Source organism: Parapedobacter pyrenivorans (assembly GCF_014636865.1).
Taxonomy (GTDB): Bacteria; Bacteroidota; Bacteroidia; order Sphingobacteriales; family Sphingobacteriaceae; genus Parapedobacter; species Parapedobacter pyrenivorans.
In genome coordinates, this window is sequence record NZ_BMER01000001.1 from 2,053,337 (window position 1) to 2,070,929 (window position 17,593).

17 protein-coding genes are annotated in these 17,593 nt (G+C 48.2%); 7 read left to right on the forward strand and 10 right to left on the reverse strand.

Annotated features, from left to right (window positions below; translation table 11 throughout):
• Positions 1–131: 131 nt before the first annotated feature.
• The 4 genes from IEV98_RS08110 to IEV98_RS08125 form a co-directional block, all read right to left on the reverse strand.
• Positions 132–902: a succinate dehydrogenase/fumarate reductase iron-sulfur subunit gene (locus IEV98_RS08110; protein ID WP_229738620.1), complete on the reverse strand. Its 771-nt coding sequence runs from the start codon at positions 900–902 to the stop codon at positions 132–134.
• Positions 903–929: 27 nt separating this feature from the next.
• On the reverse strand, positions 930–2,861 hold the full coding sequence (locus IEV98_RS08115) for a fumarate reductase/succinate dehydrogenase flavoprotein subunit (RefSeq protein ID WP_188505365.1): 1,932 nt from the start codon (positions 2,859–2,861) through the stop codon (positions 930–932).
• Between the two features lie 59 nt (positions 2,862–2,920).
• Positions 2,921–3,694: a succinate dehydrogenase cytochrome b subunit gene (locus IEV98_RS08120; protein WP_188505366.1), complete on the reverse strand. Its 774-nt coding sequence runs from the start codon at positions 3,692–3,694 to the stop codon at positions 2,921–2,923.
• A 179-nt stretch (positions 3,695–3,873) separates the two neighbouring features.
• Positions 3,874–4,470 carry a porin family protein gene (locus IEV98_RS08125; protein ID WP_188505367.1) on the reverse strand — a complete coding sequence of 199 codons (597 nt, stop codon included), beginning with the start codon at positions 4,468–4,470 and terminating at the stop codon, positions 3,874–3,876.
• 394 nt (positions 4,471–4,864) lie between these two features.
• On the opposite strand from IEV98_RS08125, the gene IEV98_RS08130 reads away from it, so the two are divergent.
• The 5 genes from IEV98_RS08130 (at position 4,865) to IEV98_RS08150 (ending at position 7,821) form a co-directional block, all read left to right on the forward strand.
• Positions 4,865–5,080, forward strand: coding sequence for a hypothetical protein (locus IEV98_RS08130; protein WP_188505368.1), 216 nt, complete (start codon positions 4,865–4,867; stop codon positions 5,078–5,080).
• Positions 5,081–5,089: 9 nt separating this feature from the next.
• Positions 5,090–5,425 carry a tRNA-binding protein gene (locus IEV98_RS08135; protein WP_188505369.1) on the forward strand — a complete coding sequence of 112 codons (336 nt, stop codon included), beginning with the start codon at positions 5,090–5,092 and terminating at the stop codon, positions 5,423–5,425.
• 25 nt (positions 5,426–5,450) lie between these two features.
• Positions 5,451–5,921, forward strand: a complete 471-nt coding sequence (locus tag IEV98_RS08140) for a nucleoside deaminase (RefSeq protein ID WP_188505370.1) — start codon at positions 5,451–5,453, stop codon at positions 5,919–5,921.
• A 172-nt stretch (positions 5,922–6,093) separates the two neighbouring features.
• Positions 6,094–6,702 carry a superoxide dismutase gene (locus IEV98_RS08145; RefSeq protein ID WP_229738621.1) on the forward strand — a complete coding sequence of 203 codons (609 nt, stop codon included), beginning with the start codon at positions 6,094–6,096 and terminating at the stop codon, positions 6,700–6,702.
• A gap of 120 nt (positions 6,703–6,822) precedes the next feature.
• The gene (locus tag IEV98_RS08150) at positions 6,823–7,821 is read left to right on the forward strand and encodes a zinc-binding dehydrogenase (protein WP_188505371.1); all 999 of its coding nucleotides are present in this window, start codon (positions 6,823–6,825) and stop codon (positions 7,819–7,821) included.
• Positions 7,822–7,912: 91 nt separating this feature from the next.
• Here the strand turns inward: IEV98_RS08150 and IEV98_RS08155 are convergent, their stop codons facing one another.
• On the reverse strand, positions 7,913–8,356 hold the full coding sequence (locus tag IEV98_RS08155) for a DinB family protein (protein WP_188505372.1): 444 nt from the start codon (positions 8,354–8,356) through the stop codon (positions 7,913–7,915).
• A 45-nt stretch (positions 8,357–8,401) separates the two neighbouring features.
• Entirely contained in the window at positions 8,402–9,826 is a 1,425-nt protein-coding gene (locus IEV98_RS08160) for a glycoside hydrolase family 140 protein (protein ID WP_229738622.1), read from the reverse strand.
• 187 nt (positions 9,827–10,013) lie between these two features.
• On the opposite strand from IEV98_RS08160, the gene pruA reads away from it, so the two are divergent.
• Positions 10,014–11,648, forward strand: coding sequence for an L-glutamate gamma-semialdehyde dehydrogenase (pruA, locus tag IEV98_RS08165; RefSeq protein ID WP_188505373.1), 1,635 nt, complete (start codon positions 10,014–10,016; stop codon positions 11,646–11,648).
• Positions 11,649–11,706: 58 nt separating this feature from the next.
• Here the strand turns inward: pruA and IEV98_RS08170 are convergent, their stop codons facing one another.
• The 3 genes from IEV98_RS08170 to IEV98_RS08180 all read right to left on the reverse strand — a co-directional run bounded on the left by IEV98_RS08170 (position 11,707) and on the right by IEV98_RS08180 (position 14,527).
• On the reverse strand, positions 11,707–12,369 hold the full coding sequence (locus IEV98_RS08170; RefSeq protein ID WP_188505374.1) for a carbonic anhydrase: 663 nt from the start codon (positions 12,367–12,369) through the stop codon (positions 11,707–11,709).
• Between the two features lie 14 nt (positions 12,370–12,383).
• Positions 12,384–14,021: a SulP family inorganic anion transporter gene (locus IEV98_RS08175; RefSeq protein ID WP_188505375.1), complete on the reverse strand. Its 1,638-nt coding sequence runs from the start codon at positions 14,019–14,021 to the stop codon at positions 12,384–12,386.
• A gap of 170 nt (positions 14,022–14,191) precedes the next feature.
• Complete coding sequence (locus tag IEV98_RS08180) at positions 14,192–14,527, reverse strand: hypothetical protein (protein ID WP_188505376.1); 336 nt, start codon at positions 14,525–14,527, stop codon at positions 14,192–14,194.
• 227 nt (positions 14,528–14,754) lie between these two features.
• Here IEV98_RS08180 and IEV98_RS08185 point away from each other — a divergent pair, with 227 nt between their 5' ends.
• Entirely contained in the window at positions 14,755–16,623 is a 1,869-nt protein-coding gene (locus IEV98_RS08185) for a glycoside hydrolase family 2 protein (RefSeq protein ID WP_188505377.1), read from the forward strand.
• Positions 16,624–16,657: 34 nt separating this feature from the next.
• On the opposite strand, the gene IEV98_RS08190 is transcribed toward IEV98_RS08185, so the two are convergent.
• Positions 16,658–17,416 carry a GntR family transcriptional regulator gene (locus tag IEV98_RS08190; RefSeq protein WP_188505378.1) on the reverse strand — a complete coding sequence of 253 codons (759 nt, stop codon included), beginning with the start codon at positions 17,414–17,416 and terminating at the stop codon, positions 16,658–16,660.
• Positions 17,417–17,593 lie beyond the last annotated feature (177 nt).

Sequence of the window (17,593 nt, forward strand, 5' to 3'; positions counted from 1 at the left end):
ATTCGTAAATTCACGTAAAAATAAGAAAAATAATCCTACGGTCAGCCGATGTAATCCGATCTTGAGATACGGATCAGGCTTCTGCAGTTACGAATACGGTAAGATAAAATTGAAGCTAGCCTTCGGTTACCTCAATGTACTTCTATTTCCTTGAAAATTTTAGCATTTAGGTATTCGCGGTTCATTCGTGCAATATTAGTCAATTTAATGCCTACTGGGCACTCTGCTTCGCAAGCACCGGTATTGGTACAACTGCCGAAACCTTCTGCATCCATTTGCGCAACCATAGCCTGGGCCCGGCTGTATCGTTCGGTTTGTCCTTGCGGCAGCAGCGCATACTGCGATATTTTAGCCGAAACGAACAACATGGCCGAAGCATTTTTGCAGGCCGCCACGCATGCGCCGCAGCCGATACAGGTAGCGGATTCAAATGCCTCATCAGCTATTATCTTGGGAATCGGAATGACATTGGCATCGGGCACTCCACCGGTATTCACATTGACATAACCACCGGCCTGTTGGATGCGGTCAAAAGCGGAACGATCTACGGCTAAATCCTTGATTACCGGAAAAGCTGCCGCGCGCCATGGCTCGATCACTACCGTTTGCCCATCGTGGAAACTACGCATATGTAATTGACACGTTGTGGTACCTTGTTTCGGTCCGTGGGGCCTGCCATTGATGTGCAGGGAACACATCCCACAGATACCCTCTCTGCAATCGTGGTCAAAGTGGATAGGGTCTTCCCCCTTCCGCACCAAATCTTCGTTGACCACGTCCAGCATCTCTAGAAAGGACATGTCTGGTGATATACCATTGGCTTGGTAGGTTACAAATTTACCCCTGGTGTTGTCGTTTTTTTGGCGCCATACTTTCAGCGTCAGATTCATGTTTCCGCTCATGATTTTATGCTTTACACCCGTCGCTTTTTACTTATAGCTCCGTTGTGTCAATTTAACATTTTCGAATTCCAATACTTCTTTATGCAGTACTTCGGGTTGGTTGTCACCTTTATATTCCCAAGCAGACACATAGCTGAAGTTTTCGTCATCGCGTTTGGCTTCGCCTTCGTCGGTTTGGCTCTCTTCGCGGAAGTGGCCGCCACAGGATTCACGACGATTAAGTGCATCGTCTACCATTAACTCACCCAGCTCCAAGAAATCGGCAACACGGCCAGCTTTTTCGAGCGACTGATTCATTTCTTCATTTTCACCCAATACGGTCACGTCATTCCAGAACTCCTTGCGGAGCTCTTGTATAAGCCCCTTCGCTTTCGTAAGCCCGGCTTCATTGCGTGCCATGCCGCAGTACTCCCACATGATATGACCGAGCTTTTTATGGATATCATCCACCGTTTTATTCCCTTTGAGCGAGAGCAGCTTATGTACGCGCTCTTCTACCGCTTTGCGCGTGCTTTCGAAATTCGGATGGTTTTTGTCTACCGGGGCAAAGCCAAGCCCAGCCAGGTAATCACCAACGGTATACGGTATAACGAAATATCCATCGGCAAGCCCCTGCATAAGGGCCGATGCGCCCAGTCGATTGGCGCCGTGGTCTGAGAAATTACACTCGCCCAGCGCGTACAATCCCGGTACACTCGTCATCAGATTATAATCTACCCATACGCCACCCATTGTGTAATGTACCGCCGGATAGATGCGCATCGGTTGCTTGTACGGATTTTCATCCGTAATTTGGTAGTACATGTCAAATAAGTTGCCGTATTTAGCACGCACGGCATCTTCCCCCAGACGCTTAATCGCGTCTTCGAAATCGAGGAATACGGCAACGCCCGAAGCTCCTACTCCACGGCCTTCATCGACTACCTCCTTGGCATTACGCGAGGCCACATCCCGGGGTACAAGATTGCCGAATGATGGATATTTGCGTTCGAGGTAGTAATCGCGATCTTCCTCCTTGATATCCGCTATCTTCAGCTCTCCTTTACGGAGCCTTTGCGCGAGCTCGACGGTTTTAGGTACCCAAACACGGCCATCGTTTCGTAACGATTCGGACATCAGCGTCAGCTTGGATTGGTGGTCGCCTGTTACCGGAATGCAGGTAGGGTGGATCTGTGTATAGCAGGGGTTTGCAAAGAGTGCCCCCCGTTTATGTGCACGCCACGAAGCGGTGACATTGCAGCCCATCGCGTTGGTTGACAGGAAAAATACGTTGCCATAACCGCCCGTGCAGAGCAGCACCGCATGCCCTTCGTGAGACTCGATGGCTCCCGTAACCATGTTGCGGGTGATAATACCCCGAGCATGCCCATCGATGGTCACCAAATCCAGCATCTCATGCCGGTTGTACATTTTTACAGTACCCTTATTGATCTGACGGTTCAATGCGGAGTAAGCACCGAGCAACAGCTGTTGTCCGGTTTGCCCCCGGGCATAGAACGTACGGGATACCTGGGCACCACCAAACGAACGGTTGTCGAGCAATCCACCGTATTCACGAGCGAATGGGACGCCTTGTGCCACGCATTGGTCGATGATATTTACCGACACCTCGGCCAGACGGTGTACATTGGCCTCACGGGAGCGGTAGTCACCCCCTTTAATGGTGTCATAAAACAGCCGGAATACGCTGTCGCCATCATTTTGATAGTTCTTGGCAGCATTGATTCCGCCTTGGGCAGCGATCGAGTGCGCCCGCCGCGGGCTATCTTGGTAGCAAAATGCCTTGACATTGTAGCCGAGCTCCGCCAGTGATGCAGCGGCAGATGATCCTGCCAGCCCCGTGCCCACAACGATGATGGTATATTTCCGCTTATTGGCGGGATTGACCAATTTAAGGTTAAACTTATGTTTCGACCATTTTTCGGCCAGCGGCCCAACAGGTACTTTTGAATCTAACATATGATGACGTCTGTTATATCAGTGCGCCCAGCGAGCGATACGCCTGCGCCAGAAATAGCTTAATTAGAAAGATAAAAATACACCGGCATGGCAGCGAACCCAATAGGGATAGCTACCCCGAAAAACCAGATGCCCACAAAGCGGATGATGGGTGCATATTTTTTATGATCCCATCCCAAGGTCTGGAATGCACTTTTGAATCCGTGGATAAGGTGGAAGGAAAGCGCAGCCATGGAAACCACATATAGCGCCACCCAATACCATTCTTTGAAAGTAAATGCAACCTGCTTATATAAATCGCGGGCCTTAGTGATTGCCACCCCATTGTCCACATATTCCATGTAATCGGTAAACTCGCCGGCCACCAATTCCGTGGCGGTCGTTTTGTTAGTATTCAAGTCCGTCCGATATTCGATATAAGGGACCTGATCGTTGTGGAACTTCCACCAGAACTGACTCATGTGCGTGACAATGAATACCAATAGCACCGTACCCAAAATGCCCATATTACGTGAATTCCAGGAACTGTTAGCCGAACCACGGTATACTGCATAGCCTACCGGCCTCGCTTTCTTGTTGTGGATGGTCAGCACCAGCGCATAGATGGCATGGATGACAATAGACGTGTATAACAAATAGGAGACGATTTTGATCGGAGTGAAGTGGGTCATGAAATAGGCATACTCATTGAAAGCCTTGCCCTGGTCGTTGTAGAATAATTGCAGATTTCCGATGAGGTGGACAATCAGAAATGAACATAAAAACAGACCTGTCAGACTCATGATTAGCTTCTTTCCAAGCGTTGAAAAAAGCAGAGGTTTGGACTTACTCATTCTCCTCGATTATTTTAATTTTGGTAAGCAAATCTACCAATTGATTTAATACCGTTGAAGATAAACAAGGAAAATCATTAATTTAGAACTGTTCTAAGTTTCTGTCAAAAAAAAGCGTCACGCCTATCTTTAAGGCGTGACGCTTGATGGGATAATGTATTGTGTTTCCCGGAATAATTTTAGAATAGCCGATAGCCTACTCCGATAGTCCAGAGATTTACTTTCTGTGGTGCGGCGTCGTTTTTGCTTAACTCGCTCAATCCATGTTCATAACGCGCATCAATGCGGAAATTACTGATGTCGAGGCCAAGACCACCTGTCACCGCCCAAGCTTGGTTTTTATATTCACTGAATTCAGGAACCTGTGCCAATGCATCACCGATATTTTTATCGACAACAAATGATACAACAGGGCCTGCAACGATACGTAATCCGGCAGGGCCTAAGCCAATGCGGGTACCCAAGAGCAATGGAAGATCTAATGAAGTAAAGGTCACTTTACCTTCTTCATTTTCTTCGACCAATTTCGCTTCAGAACTCTTCCCCGTCAAATAAAGCTCAGGTTGGAAGTGCACTCCCGCACCGCCGATGCGTGCCCATACACCCGCTTGATAGCCCGTACGCGTACTTGCATCCAACCAATTGCCATCTTCCGACTTTAAGTTTGAAAAGTTAAGACCAGCTTTGACACCAAACTGGAAACTAGGTAGCAGCTGCGCATTTGCCCCTAAAATAGTTGATGTTACTAATAAAACAACGATAAGGTACTTTTTCATGACATATTATTTTTTAGCGTTTAATGTTGGGCTCTTAAATGCCCTGTGGAGACAACAGCAAAATTCAAGCCGAAATTGTCGCTAGACGTCGCTTAGGATGTATCTGGGCCTCATTTGGGGTTTTATTATGCTTGGTTTAGGGTTTACTTACCTTTCATTTACCACGTTGGTAAGCAAAAGGTAAGGAATAGGTAAGGAATAGGTAAAGAATAGGTAAGCAAAAGGTAAAGAACAGGTAAGGAAATGGTAAGGAACCGGTATAGAAAAAGTAACGGAAGACTAAAGAAGCACTAGGGGAGTGGTAAGCAACAGGTAATGTTCTGGTAAGCTACACCAATCAATAAACTTGTACATCAGGGCAACTTTAGCTAAATTTGCCGCAAATCAATGGCATATGGCAGACATCAAGATGACTTCCGACGAATGGGAAATATTGAAACAAAAGTTTCGCCGTAAATATAATCACCTTTCGGATCATGACCTGGCTTTTGAACAGGGTAAAGAAGAAGAGCTGATCGGCCGTTTGGCCCAACGTGTGAAGCGCAAACGTGACTACGTCGTGTTCACGTTAAAAAAAGGACTGGCGGATTTGGAAAGTAATCGGCTTTAATACGTGTTGATGGATGTAATCTCTTGGCATGACTTTGAGAAGGTCGAGTTGCGTGCCGGAACGATTATCGATGTCGAGGCGTTCCCGAAAGCTCGGAAACCGGCCTTTAAACTGCGGATCGATTTCGGACCGATTGGCATCAGGCAAAGCAGTGCGCAAATCACCAAGCACTATACCGAGGAAGAATTGCTTGGCAAGCAGGTCATCTGCGTAGTCAATTTCCCCCAGAAGCAGATCGCCGATTTCATGTCTGAATGCTTGGTTACGGGATTTGCGGATAGCAATGGAGAAATTGTGCTCAGCACTGTGGAACGCAATGTACCCAATGGCGCGAAGCTGATTTGAACAATTGTACTAGTTCTTATCCAACATGAAATACGTCAACTTTGAAGATGCCGGCGATGCCATTTCGGATGAGGTGTATATGAAGGAGGCCCTCAACGAAGCGCATAAAGCGCTGGAGCAGGATGAGGTGCCCATCGGTGCGGTTATTGTCTCGGGAGGCCGGATTATTGGGCGCGGGCACAACCTTACTGAACGATTGAATGACGTGACGGCACATGCGGAGATGCAGGCCTTTACGGCTGCGGCAAATTATATCGGCGGGAAGTACTTGCGCGATTGCACGTTGTACGTCACCATCGAGCCTTGTGTCATGTGCGCAGGGGCAGCCTATTGGACACAAATCAGCCGGGTAGTATTTGGGGCTCGGGATGAAAAAAGAGGCTTTTCGACGATAGGGAGTAGGTTGCTGCACCCCAAGACGACTGTGGTAAATGGTGTTTTAGAGCGAGAGTGCGCGGAACTTGTATCGTCATTTTTCCGTAATAAACGGGGGTAGCTAATGATTTGAATCGATCGCTCAAACAAAACAACTCCCTCAATCGTTATACTATGCCAGCGTTGCCGCTTTTTAGTGGCCGGTGACAGATGGAGTGGTTGCATTTATCTGCAACTTTAGCTAAGTTTGTCCAACAGTAATTATTAATTTTTAATTTAAAACAATACATATTATGGCTTTTGAATTACCGGCGTTACCCTACGCCACAGATGCATTGGAACCTCATATCGATAAAGAAACCATGGAAATCCACCATGGTAAGCACCATCAGGCCTACGTAGACAACCTCAATAAAGCAATCGCTGGCACTGATGCGGAAAACCAGACCATTGAGGAAATCTGCGCAACTATTTCGAAATACCCTGCTGCTGTACGCAACAACGGAGGTGGACATTACAATCACTCGTTGTTTTGGACCATTTTGTCAGCGAATGGTGGTGGTACTCCAACCGGCGACTTAGCTACTGCAATTGATGAAACCTTCGGTTCATTCGATGAACTGAAAAAGAAACTGCAGGAAGCCGGTGCTACCCGTTTCGGATCAGGTTGGGCCTGGTTGGTCGTGGATGGTTCAGGAAAGCTGCAAGTGACTTCGACAGCCAACCAAGATAACCCGTTGTTTGACATCGCTGAAGTAAAAGGTACCCCTATTTTGGGTATCGACGTGTGGGAACACGCCTATTACCTGAAGTACCAGAACAAACGTCCGGGATATTTGGAGGCAATTTTCAATGTAATCGATTGGAACGCTGTCGCCAAGCGCTATGCAGACGCAAAATAATAACTAACGGACAACGTCCCGAGAGGGGTTAATTAAAAAGGCGGCAATGCACGGCGGTGCGGGCCGCTTTTTTTGGTCCAGATCACCGCTAGAGATCATAATCCTCCATATTTTACATATATGAAAGCAATTGTCCTTCACGGGATTCAAGAACCGTTGATGATGAGTGAAGTGCCTATCCCCGCATTACGGCCGGATGAGGCGTTGGTGCGTGTCAAAGCGGCGGCTTTCAACCGGCGTGATTGGTGGATACGGCAGGGCAAGTACGGAGGGTTAAAGTTTCCCATTGTACTGGGTTCGGACGGTGCGGGCATCGCGGAACAGGTAGGCGCCCATCACCACAGTAGTTGGATTGGCCGCGAGGTGATAATCAATCCATCCTTGGCGTGGGGCGAATCGGAAGCCTTTCAAGGGCAGGCTTTTCAGATATTGGGACTGCCCCAGGATGGCACTTTTGCTGAATATGTACGCGTGCCCGTAGCCAACTTACACGAAAAGCCGGCCCACCTCTCGTTTGAAGAGGCGGCGGCATTGCCACTGGGTGGACTTACCGCCTATCGCGCGCTCTTTAGCCGTGCTGCCTTGAAAGCGGGCGAAAGGGTGTTGGTGGCGGGTGTTGGAGGCGGAGTGGCTACGTTTGCCCTGCAATGGGCTGCCCATGCTGGTGCAGCGGTGTACGTCACATCCGGTACAGCAGCCAAGATTGAAAAAGCAGTAACCATCGGAGCTAAAGACGGTGCGTTGTATACGGATGACAATTGGCGGCAGCAGCTACAGGAGAAAGCGGGTGGTTTTGACGTCATTGTAGATAGCGCGCTAGGAGAAGGGTTTGCCCAGCACCTCGACTTGGCTAATCCAGGAGGAAGGATTGTTTTTTTTGGTGGAACTGCCGGTAACATTCCTGCATTGAATGCTCGAAAAATATTCTGGAAGCAACTTTCTTTATTAGGCACCACCATGGGGTCGCCCGCAGATTTTGCCGATATGCTGGCTTTTGTGAATCAACACGGCATCAAGCCCGTCATCGATAGCATTTATCCGTTGGAAGATGCAGAACGTGCATTGCGTCTAATGGATAATTCGGCCCAATTTGGTAAAATCGTCCTGAGAATTGCATAGTCTTGGTAGCACGATGCGGTATGCAGCTTGCGCGCATAGCTGGAGAAGTTCAATCAAGTATTCAAAAAGTCATTGAGGAAAAAATGATCAGCTAGCGCTTGTAAAAAATATAGTCCGTAACCAACGGTTCTATTCCGTTCTGTCTGAAAAGTAGTGCTAGCTGCCCTCGGTGGTAGGTAGAATGGTTGACTATATGGAATAAGAGGTCGTGAACGCTGTTGGTAAAAGGTTGGCCGCCACTCGTCTTGTATGCAATTTCGTTGCCTAGATCAATAGTATCAAGAACAGTCAACGTTACCTCGTAGTTATTCCGATCAATCTCCGCGAACTCGGTTTCCGGGCGGGTTTCCCAAACTGTACAGCCCATTGGTCGCCCCAAAATCCGATTGTTCCATATTTGGTGTGCATTCAATATATGGCTGAATAGTGTTGCTGACTTGGTGTCAATCGTCGCAGATTCCCGATCAAAGATACTTGCCAATTGTTGGTTGCAATGGAAACCATACGCGAATAGTTCTTCAAAAAAAGTTTTCATATTTTTTCCTGTTTATCACAATGCTATAAAAAAGAGCAACCGGTATCATGGGTGCTTGAAAGTCGGGATGGGATACCTTTTAGCCACATGATCGATTACCAGCACCCAATCCTTGCCAAAGCCCTGCGTCGGCGACGTCAGCTGAAGTCTCCCAGCATGGTTTAATATACCCAAATCGGTCGTTTCCGCTGTGGCAGGGTTGAACCACCACACTCGCACTGGACCAGCCTTTAGCGTCGATAAATCGACCTCGATGGTCCGCCCCTCGGGGATATAGGCCATGAAATAACTTCCTTCACGATCCCGAAAGGCACGTATGTGCTGTCCTTTTTCCCCTTGGCCGTCCGCAATGATGGTTTGATCGGGAATGCGATCGATAAAGGGGCGTGATTCGATGAGCTGCCGCAGGTAACCGACTTGAAATGCTCCAGGCCGGTTGAGTGCCTCGCTCCAATACCGGTCCGCGTGATTGATTTTTTCTTCCCGTTCACTCCAAAACTGCCAAATGCTATGGTGGCCGTAGGTCACCCCGCACGCTCCGGCAAAGACAGAACGGTAGCTTTGTTTGCGAATATCGTAGTCATTGAAATAGCCGTTTTTAGGATCCCATTTCGGCCAGGGGTTTACCGGGTGATCCTCATAGTTAGGTTCTGAATCCAGGGTGGGCTTGGTCGGTATCAAAGCACGGTCGCGTGTTACCCATTCCCAAACGGGGACGTCGTGCCCCGAGCCATGTCCAGATTGCATCATGTTCATATGCAACCACGGTTCGGTGTGGATTTGCTGAGAAGTCGAATGTTCGCCACCTGAGATGTGATAGGAGAGTAGCGCCTTCCCTTTCGTAGCCTCCAATATTCCCTTAGCCATGGCGCGCCATATGGGGCGGGTATCAACCGAATCATGAAGGGCTGGACGATCGCCACCTAGGATCCAAACAATGTTTTGGTTATCTTTATAGCGATTACCAAGCCAGTGGCCATAGTGGTAGGCATTTTCGGTGGTAAAAACAGCAGGGCCAGTGCCCCACATCCGTGTAACTTTGTCGCCCCAGGTCGGAAGCAATCCCATAAACAGTTGTCTTTCATAGGCTGCTGTGATCACATCGTCTACCAACTTAAAATAGGCTTCATTTGGTTTTTCGGGGTCTAAATCAATCAATGGAATATCTCCATATTGATTCGGTTGGCGTAAACCGTCCATTTCGGCCAGCACCACGGCTTGGATGACATTGAATCCCTTGGCCTTCCGGTTGTCGAGATATCGCATAATCTCCTCTTTTTTAAGCCGATGGAACAATTCCCAAGCGGTATCACCCAGCCAAAAAAAAGGAGTTCCGTCCTCATATTGTAGGTAGTGCCCATCGGGTGTAACCTGCAATCGACCATGGTGCCATTTTTGCTGACCGTAAGCAGCGATAGTGGTCGTAAAAGCGATAAATGCCATTAAATATGAACGTAGTGTTTGTTTCATGAGCGAATCATTTTAATAAAAATAGAAAAGATTAGTCAATTTTCAACGAAACTTAGTTAAATAGCTTCTTGGTCAAGTCGTATTGACTATGGATCTTTGGCGTATGACGGCAGATTGGTTCCCAAATAAATTGCAGGGTCCTACGGGTTTTGGTAGCTTTGTAACGTCACACAAAAAGAATGAAATTATGTTAAAAGGATTTTTTAATGTTCCCGAGCCAGTAAACGAGCCGGTGTTATCATACGCTGTTGGCAGCAAGGAACGTAAGCTGCTGAAGGAGGCTCTTAAGGTCGCTCTTGAGCAGAAAGCGGATATACCGATGTATATTGGAGGCAAGGAGGTACGCACGGACAAGCGCGTTTCCATACACCCGCCTCACCAGCACGGGCATGAATTGGGACATTACCATGAGGGCGATAAATCCCATGTGCAGGCAGCTATTGATGCTGCACTTGATGCGAAGGAAGATTGGGAGAACCTTCCCTGGGAAGAGCGTGCGGCGATATTTCTGAAGGCTGCCGACCTGATAGCCGGCCCGTTTCGGTATAAGCTCAATGCAGCGACCATGTTGGGGCAATCCAAGAACGCGTTTCAGGCCGAGATTGATTCCGCATGTGAAATCATAGATTTCCTGCGCTTCAATGTCAAGTACATGAGCGAAATCTATATGCAACAGCCACCGGTTTCTCCCCGCGGCAATTGGAATCGGGTAGAGCAGCGCCCACTGGAAGGATTCGTGTTTGCGCTTACACCGTTCAATTTCACAGCTATTGCGGGCAATCTGCCCACGTCTGCGGCGATGATGGGCAATGTAGTGGTTTGGAAGCCAGCAAACACGCAAATCTACTCCGCAAATGTGTTGATGGAAGTATTCAGAGCGGCTGGCGTACCGGCAGGGGTAATCAACCTGGTGTATGTCGATGGACCAACGGCTGGCGACGTAATCTTCAAGCACCCGGACTTCGCAGGGATACACTTTACCGGGTCTACGGCGGTATTCCAAAACATATGGAAGACGATCGGAGAAAATATACACCGTTATCGAACTTATCCGCGCATCGTAGGCGAAACAGGGGGCAAGGATTTCATAGTGGTGCATCGGTCGGCCGATATTAAGGCCGCCGCGACAGCGATTGTACGGGGAGCCTTTGAGTACCAGGGGCAGAAATGCTCGGCAGCTTCGCGCGTGTACATTCCCCAATCCCTGTGGCCGGAGCTTAAGGAGTTGATTGTCGCAGATGTCGAATCATTCAAGATTGGGCCGACGGATGATTTCAGTAACTTCATCAACGCGGTTATCGACGAGAAATCTTTTGATAAGTTAGCGAAATATATTGACGCTGCCAAACAGGATGCAGACGCCGAAATCATTGCGGGCGGCACGTATGATAAGCGCGAAGGTTATTATATCCATCCCACGGTGATACAGGCCAAGCGTGCGGATTATGTGACGATGTGCGAGGAGCTTTTCGGCCCGGTATTAACGGTCTATGTATATGCCGATGACGAGTGGGAAAATACGCTGAAGGTGATCGACGGTACGTCTATCTATGCACTTACAGGTGCTGTGATCGCACAGGACCGCTACGCGATCAGCCAAGCTACCCATGTACTCCGCAATGCGGCGGGCAATTTCTATATCAATGACAAATGTACCGGAGCAGTGGTAGGTCAGCAGCCATTCGGTGGCGCGCGCGGATCGGGTACCAACGATAAGGCGGGCTCAATGGTTAACCTGTTGCGCTGGGTGTCGCCACGTACCATTAAGGAAACCTTCGATCCACCCGTGGACTACAGGTATCCATTTTTGGAACAGGAATAAACAAGAAGGGCGTCTGCCAACCGGTAGACGCCCCTCTTGTTTATTTACTTGCCTGCATTTATTTGAATGCAAAGACCTTTCCCAGGCCCACGCTATCCGTAAACGTGATGTTTAGATCAATAAGCTTTCCTGTGGCAATGTCGATAACCATACCGTGCACTGCCAGGTCGGTGCGTTCCTTCCAAGCATTTTGCACGATAGACGTGGTACACAGGTTGAACACTTGCTCGGCTACATTGAGCTCCACCAATCGACTTACTTTCTCTTTTTGGTCTTCGATGGCATCTATTTCGTCACTATGGAGTCGGTACACATCCTTGATGTGGCAAAGCCAGTTATCAATGATGCCGAATTGCTGGCGACTCAGCGCCGCTGCAACACCACCACACCCGTAATGTCCGGCTACAACAATGTGTTTCACCTTCAATACGTTCACAGCATAGTCAAGCACGCTAAGCATATTCATATCGGAGTGCACGCACATATTAGCGATGTTGCGGTGTACGAATACCTCTCCCGGTTGTGTGTTGGTGATTTGGTTGGCAGGAACACGGCTGTCGGCACAACCGATCCACAACAGTTCGGGGCTCTGGCCCTCGGCCAGTTGCTTAAGCTTGCCGGTCGTGTCTTCCTTCACCTGGTTCATCCATTCGGCATTGCCGGCCAATAGTTTTTCAAAACCTGCTTTTAACTCGGGGTTATTTAATTGTTTTTTTAACATAGTTGATCTGTTTATTAGATGGTTTCTGAGGGCTTTTTTACAGCCCGTTTTTTTAATGAATCGTTCTTCAGGATACTTTGCGTAAAGCGCCTGATATTGGGTACATTCTTTTTATTTACGATACCCACCAGCTCCAAGGATTTTCCTTTGCTCACCGCGTTTTGTTCAAAGTCTTTGATCACTTCGATCACATCTTTGTCAATAAAACGGCTTTGCGATCCGTCAATGATAATTTCATTGATGCGTCTTGGAAGGCCATGCAATGCCTTTTGTATGGCAGCTTTGTTGAGGAATGTCACTTCTTCGGCTAAGGTAAAAGTTATTTTGGCTCCATCCTCATTTTCTTCGATATCGTATTCAAAAGAATTGGAAAGGTTATCTTTAAGGATGTAGAACATTGCTACCAGTAGACCAATACCTACACCGGTGAGCAGATCGGTGAAAACTACGGCGGTAATCGTAACGACAAACGGCACAAACTGGTCGAGCCCCTTATGCCACATCTGTTTAAACGCCGCAGGCTTTGCCAACTTATAGCCGGTATGCAGTAGGATGGCTGCCAGACAGGCAAGGGGGATGAGGTTAATGATGGAAGGGATAAGCAGTACTGCCAAAATCAACCAGATGCCATGAAGGATGGCACTTTGCCGGGTGCGGCCACCGGCATTTACGTTGGCCGAAGACCGTACAATAACGGCGGTCAGCGGCAGGCCACCCACCAATCCAGAGGTCATATTGCCAACGCCTTGCGCTAGAAGCTCCCGGTTGGTCGGTGAAACCCGCTTAAAGGGATCAATCTTATCAACGGCTTCTAGACTCAGCAGTGTTTCCAAACTCGCGATGATGGCGATGGTAAATGCAACTATCCAGACATCCTGATTGGCAATCTGCGTAAAGTCTGGGAAGGTGAACAGCCCCAGGAACTCGTTGAACGAATTGACCACTGGAATGACGACCAAGTGATTCCCCGCCAATTCGAAGTCGGTGCCAACGAACGCCAGACTCAATAGCACACTGATGATTACGACCACCAATGGCGCGGGCACAATGCTTAATTTCTTGATTTTTGGCCAGCCAATCAAAATAGCTAGCGAAATGGCGCAGATGATGACCGCACCCAAATTGATCGCGCCGAAAGCTTTCTGCAGCGCCGAAAACGTGTTTTCGCTATTCAGCTGAATAAAACTCTCTTCTCCAAAAAAACTGGCATCATAGCCTACCGCATGGGGCAGCTGCTTGAGAATAATAATGATGCCGATTGCGGCGAGCATGCCCAGAATAACGGACGACGGGAAATAGTTACCAATCATCCCCGCTTTGAGGATGCCCAGCACCACCTGAATCGCGCCGGCGAGTAACACGGCTAGCAGAAATGTTTCGAACGCTCCCAATTGCTGGATGGCGCCCAGCACGATTACAGTAAGGCCCGCGGCAGGTCCGCTGACACTGAGCTGCGAACCGCTAAAGGAAGCGACGACAATACCCCCGATAATCCCGGTTAATAAACCCGAGAATAACGGAGCACCGGAAGCAAGCGCTATTCCCAAACACAATGGCAAGGCGACAAGAAAAACCACGACACTTGCCGGTAAATCATATTTTAAGTCCCGTTTTGATAATTTCAAAAACGCGGACGTACGTGTACCAAACATATTGATAATAATAGTATGAACTGTATTCCATTTGCATAACTCGTAGCCATCAAAAGCGCATTGTATTGATTAGTCCATAGGCAAACACCTCAAGAAGCGCATGCTACGGGAATCGACAAATGGTCAATGGCTAAAATACCCCATCAAGTTGACGGGTATCACAAGTTGGATTAACAGTTAGGAGGGGGGGTGGGCACAGCGGGATAAAAAGCACACACGTGCTGCGCATCATTCGATACGAAGTTGCTCTCAATCGTGTAATCCGTAGGCGGTTGGAGGCTGAAGTAAGTTGCTAATTGAAAGCCTTTCGCGAAAACATCCTTAGCTTGGTCACTTTGTCCTGACTTTCCGTTGTTATTTTCGATTTCGAGTTGTAAAACGACTTGTAACACCGCTTCCCGGTCAAAACCCGGCATGAAAATAGGCGCGGTCGATATCACCATCTTTGCAAAAAAGATGGCAAAGAATACCTTCGCGTATATTTTCCTTGTTACTGCGGTTGACATAAAATTATAAACCGTTTGATGCAAAAGTAAGGAAAAACATAGTTTTTCAATAAATAATGCGTTTAAAATGTTACAAAAAACGTAACGAAATAACAATAGCTTAACAAATTGACATTTTAATGATTAAAATGACAGAAACAAACAAGTGTCCATTGATTTGACGGTCGAATCTCCCTATCTTCGGCAATCAAAGATGCTAAATTAGAAAATACCAAAATAATAACCGTATGAATACGTCAACGCAAATCAGATATGCACAAGTATTGCTTTTTTTATCTTGCTTTACGATCGGCCTGCTTAGTGCTCAGGAGCCATCTGCTTGGCACCCGGTCGGCGATAAGATCAAGTCGTCTTGGGCAGCGACCGTCGATCCGAAAAATCCATTCCCCGAATACCCGCGGCCACATTTGGTACGGGAGCATTGGCAAAACCTGAATGGCCTGTGGGAATATGCTATCGTACCCGGTAAACTCGGGGCCGCACCCGGGAGCTACGAAGGTCAGGTATTGGTGCCATTTGCTGTTGAGTCTGCACTTTCGGGAGTGGGGCGTACCGTCGGCAAGGATAGCACGCTTTGGTATCGAAGGACAGTAACGCTCGATAAAAAGTTGCGGAAGCAGCGTGTAATCCTGCATTTCGGAGCCGTAGATTGGCAATGCGATGTCTATGTAAACGGCCAGAAAGCCGGCTCACATGCCGGCGGATTCGATCCGTTTTCCATAGATATCACCCATCACTTAACGAAGGGGGCCAACCAAGAGGTTGTGGTGGGAGTATGGGATCCGACCAATGAGGGCCCGCAGCCCAATGGCAAGCAAGTCGTGAGGCCTCATGGCATCTGGTATACACCCGTTACAGGCATTTGGCAGACGGTATGGCTGGAAGGCGTACCGGAAACCCATATCACAACGACAAAGCATACACCGGATATCGACCACGGCAAACTGTTTGTGCAAACCGCAGTGGAAAGTGCCAAAGCGGGTGATCAGCTACGGATATCAGCCTGGAAAGGGCAGGAAAAGATAGCCGAGCAAACGGTTGCGGTAGGTGCAGATGTGTCGCTGCAAGTCAGTGATGCCGAATTATGGTCGCCATCAAACCCGTTCCTCTATGATCTCAAGGTAGCGGTGCTTCGCAAAGGAAAGGTCGTTGATGAGGTATCGTCTTATTTTGCGATGCGCAAGATTTCCATGGGCTTGGACGCCAAAGGGATACAACGCATGTTGCTCAATAACGAATTTGTATTCCACTATGGGCCGCTTGACCAAGGTTGGTGGCCGGATGGCCTATATACCGCCCCAAGCGATGAGGCATTGCGGTTCGATATCGAAAAGACCAAAGCCATGGGATTCAATATGATCCGTAAGCATATAAAAGTGGAACCAGCCCGTTGGTATTACCATTGCGATAAATTGGGGCTACTCGTTTGGCAGGATATGCCAAGCGGCGATCTCGGTGGCAACCATTGGGATATGCGGCCAGGAATCACCTCGGGCCGCCAACACGATAAGGACCGCAGCCCCGAGTCGGAAGCAATTTATCGTAAAGAATGGAAGGCCATCATGGACGCGTTGCACAACTTCCCTAGTATTGTGGTATGGGTGCCGTTCAACGAAGCTTGGGGCCAATTCAAGACCGAAGAGATCACCGAGTGGACGATGAAGTATGACCCTTCACGCCTCGTGAACAGTGCAAGTGGTGGTAATTTCTTCCCTACAGGGCATATCTTTGATATCCATAATTATCCCGATGCGGTGATGCCGAGGCCTAAATTGTTTGGCAACAAGCAAATCCTGGTGCTTGGCGAATTCGGCGGACTCGGATTGCCTGTTGAGGGCCATACTTGGCAGGACAAGGACAACTGGGGTTACCAAAGTTTCAAGAATGCCGATGAACTCAAGCACCGCTATCAGGGCCTGGTGAAAGACCTCGCCCGGCTGATACCTATGGGACTGTCGGCTGCCGTATACACGCAGACCACCGATGTGGAAGTGGAAACCAACGGGCTGATGACCTATGACCGTGCCGTGGTGAAGATGCCGGAGACGGAACTGCATCAATGGCATCAACAATTATATCAGATCAAGATCGATTAAGATGGAGGGGGCGATGAGCTCCCTTTTTCGCTTATTATGACAAAGGCCGGGCAGCCTGCCGCCGGCTTTCAACCGTATAAACAAAGCTGTCCGCTTTATAGTAGCCAAGGTTAAACTCCAACGGACGGTCTGCTTGGTCAAATACGTACCGCTTGCGGAAGAGTATGGCAGCGCCGACCTGGGTGTCCAGTTTATTCGCAAGGAATTTGTCTGCGACCATCGCGCTGATTTCTTCCTTGGATAGGTCGGCTACGGTATGGTGATCGGTTTCCAAAATGTCATACAAGGGCCGCTTGAAATCCTCATCGCCCGTGAGACCGATACGCGGATGAAAATACGAGACGAAATAAACAAATGGCCCTTCTACCCGGCCGCGAACACGTTCTAACTTCAAGATCTTCTGATCAGGGTCGATCCCGAAAAAACTGACTAACCCTTCATTGGGAATCTCCCAAGAAATATGGAGTTCAAAGTTTTTAACGGGAATGCCGCGGGCGGCCATTTCTTGTGTAAAACTGAGCCAGTTGTTGGACCGCGAGCTGAATCGCTTCTTGACGACTTTAGTGCCGACTCCCCTTTTTCGCTCAAGCAGCTCTTCAAAAACAAGCTTGTTGATGGCTTGTCTTAACGTTGCCCGCGATATCGCCAACCGCTTGGCAAGATCAACTTCGTTGGGTAGGAGCTTTCCGTCTTGGTAATCCGCGGATTCGATTAATTGCCGCAATAAATTCTCGGCCTGTACATGCAAAGGAATTGGACTCTTATGATCGATTTTGAGATTTAATTTTGTCATAATGGATAAAAACGTAAGCTAATTTAAAAAAAGGATTTGGATTTAAGAAATGTGTTTATACATTTGTATGAACATACTAACATATAAACTAATTATTATCTTGAATTTCGGGGTTTTAAACGAAAATTTGCAACGTCTGACTATTGTGTAATATATATGTATGTACATTATACAGTA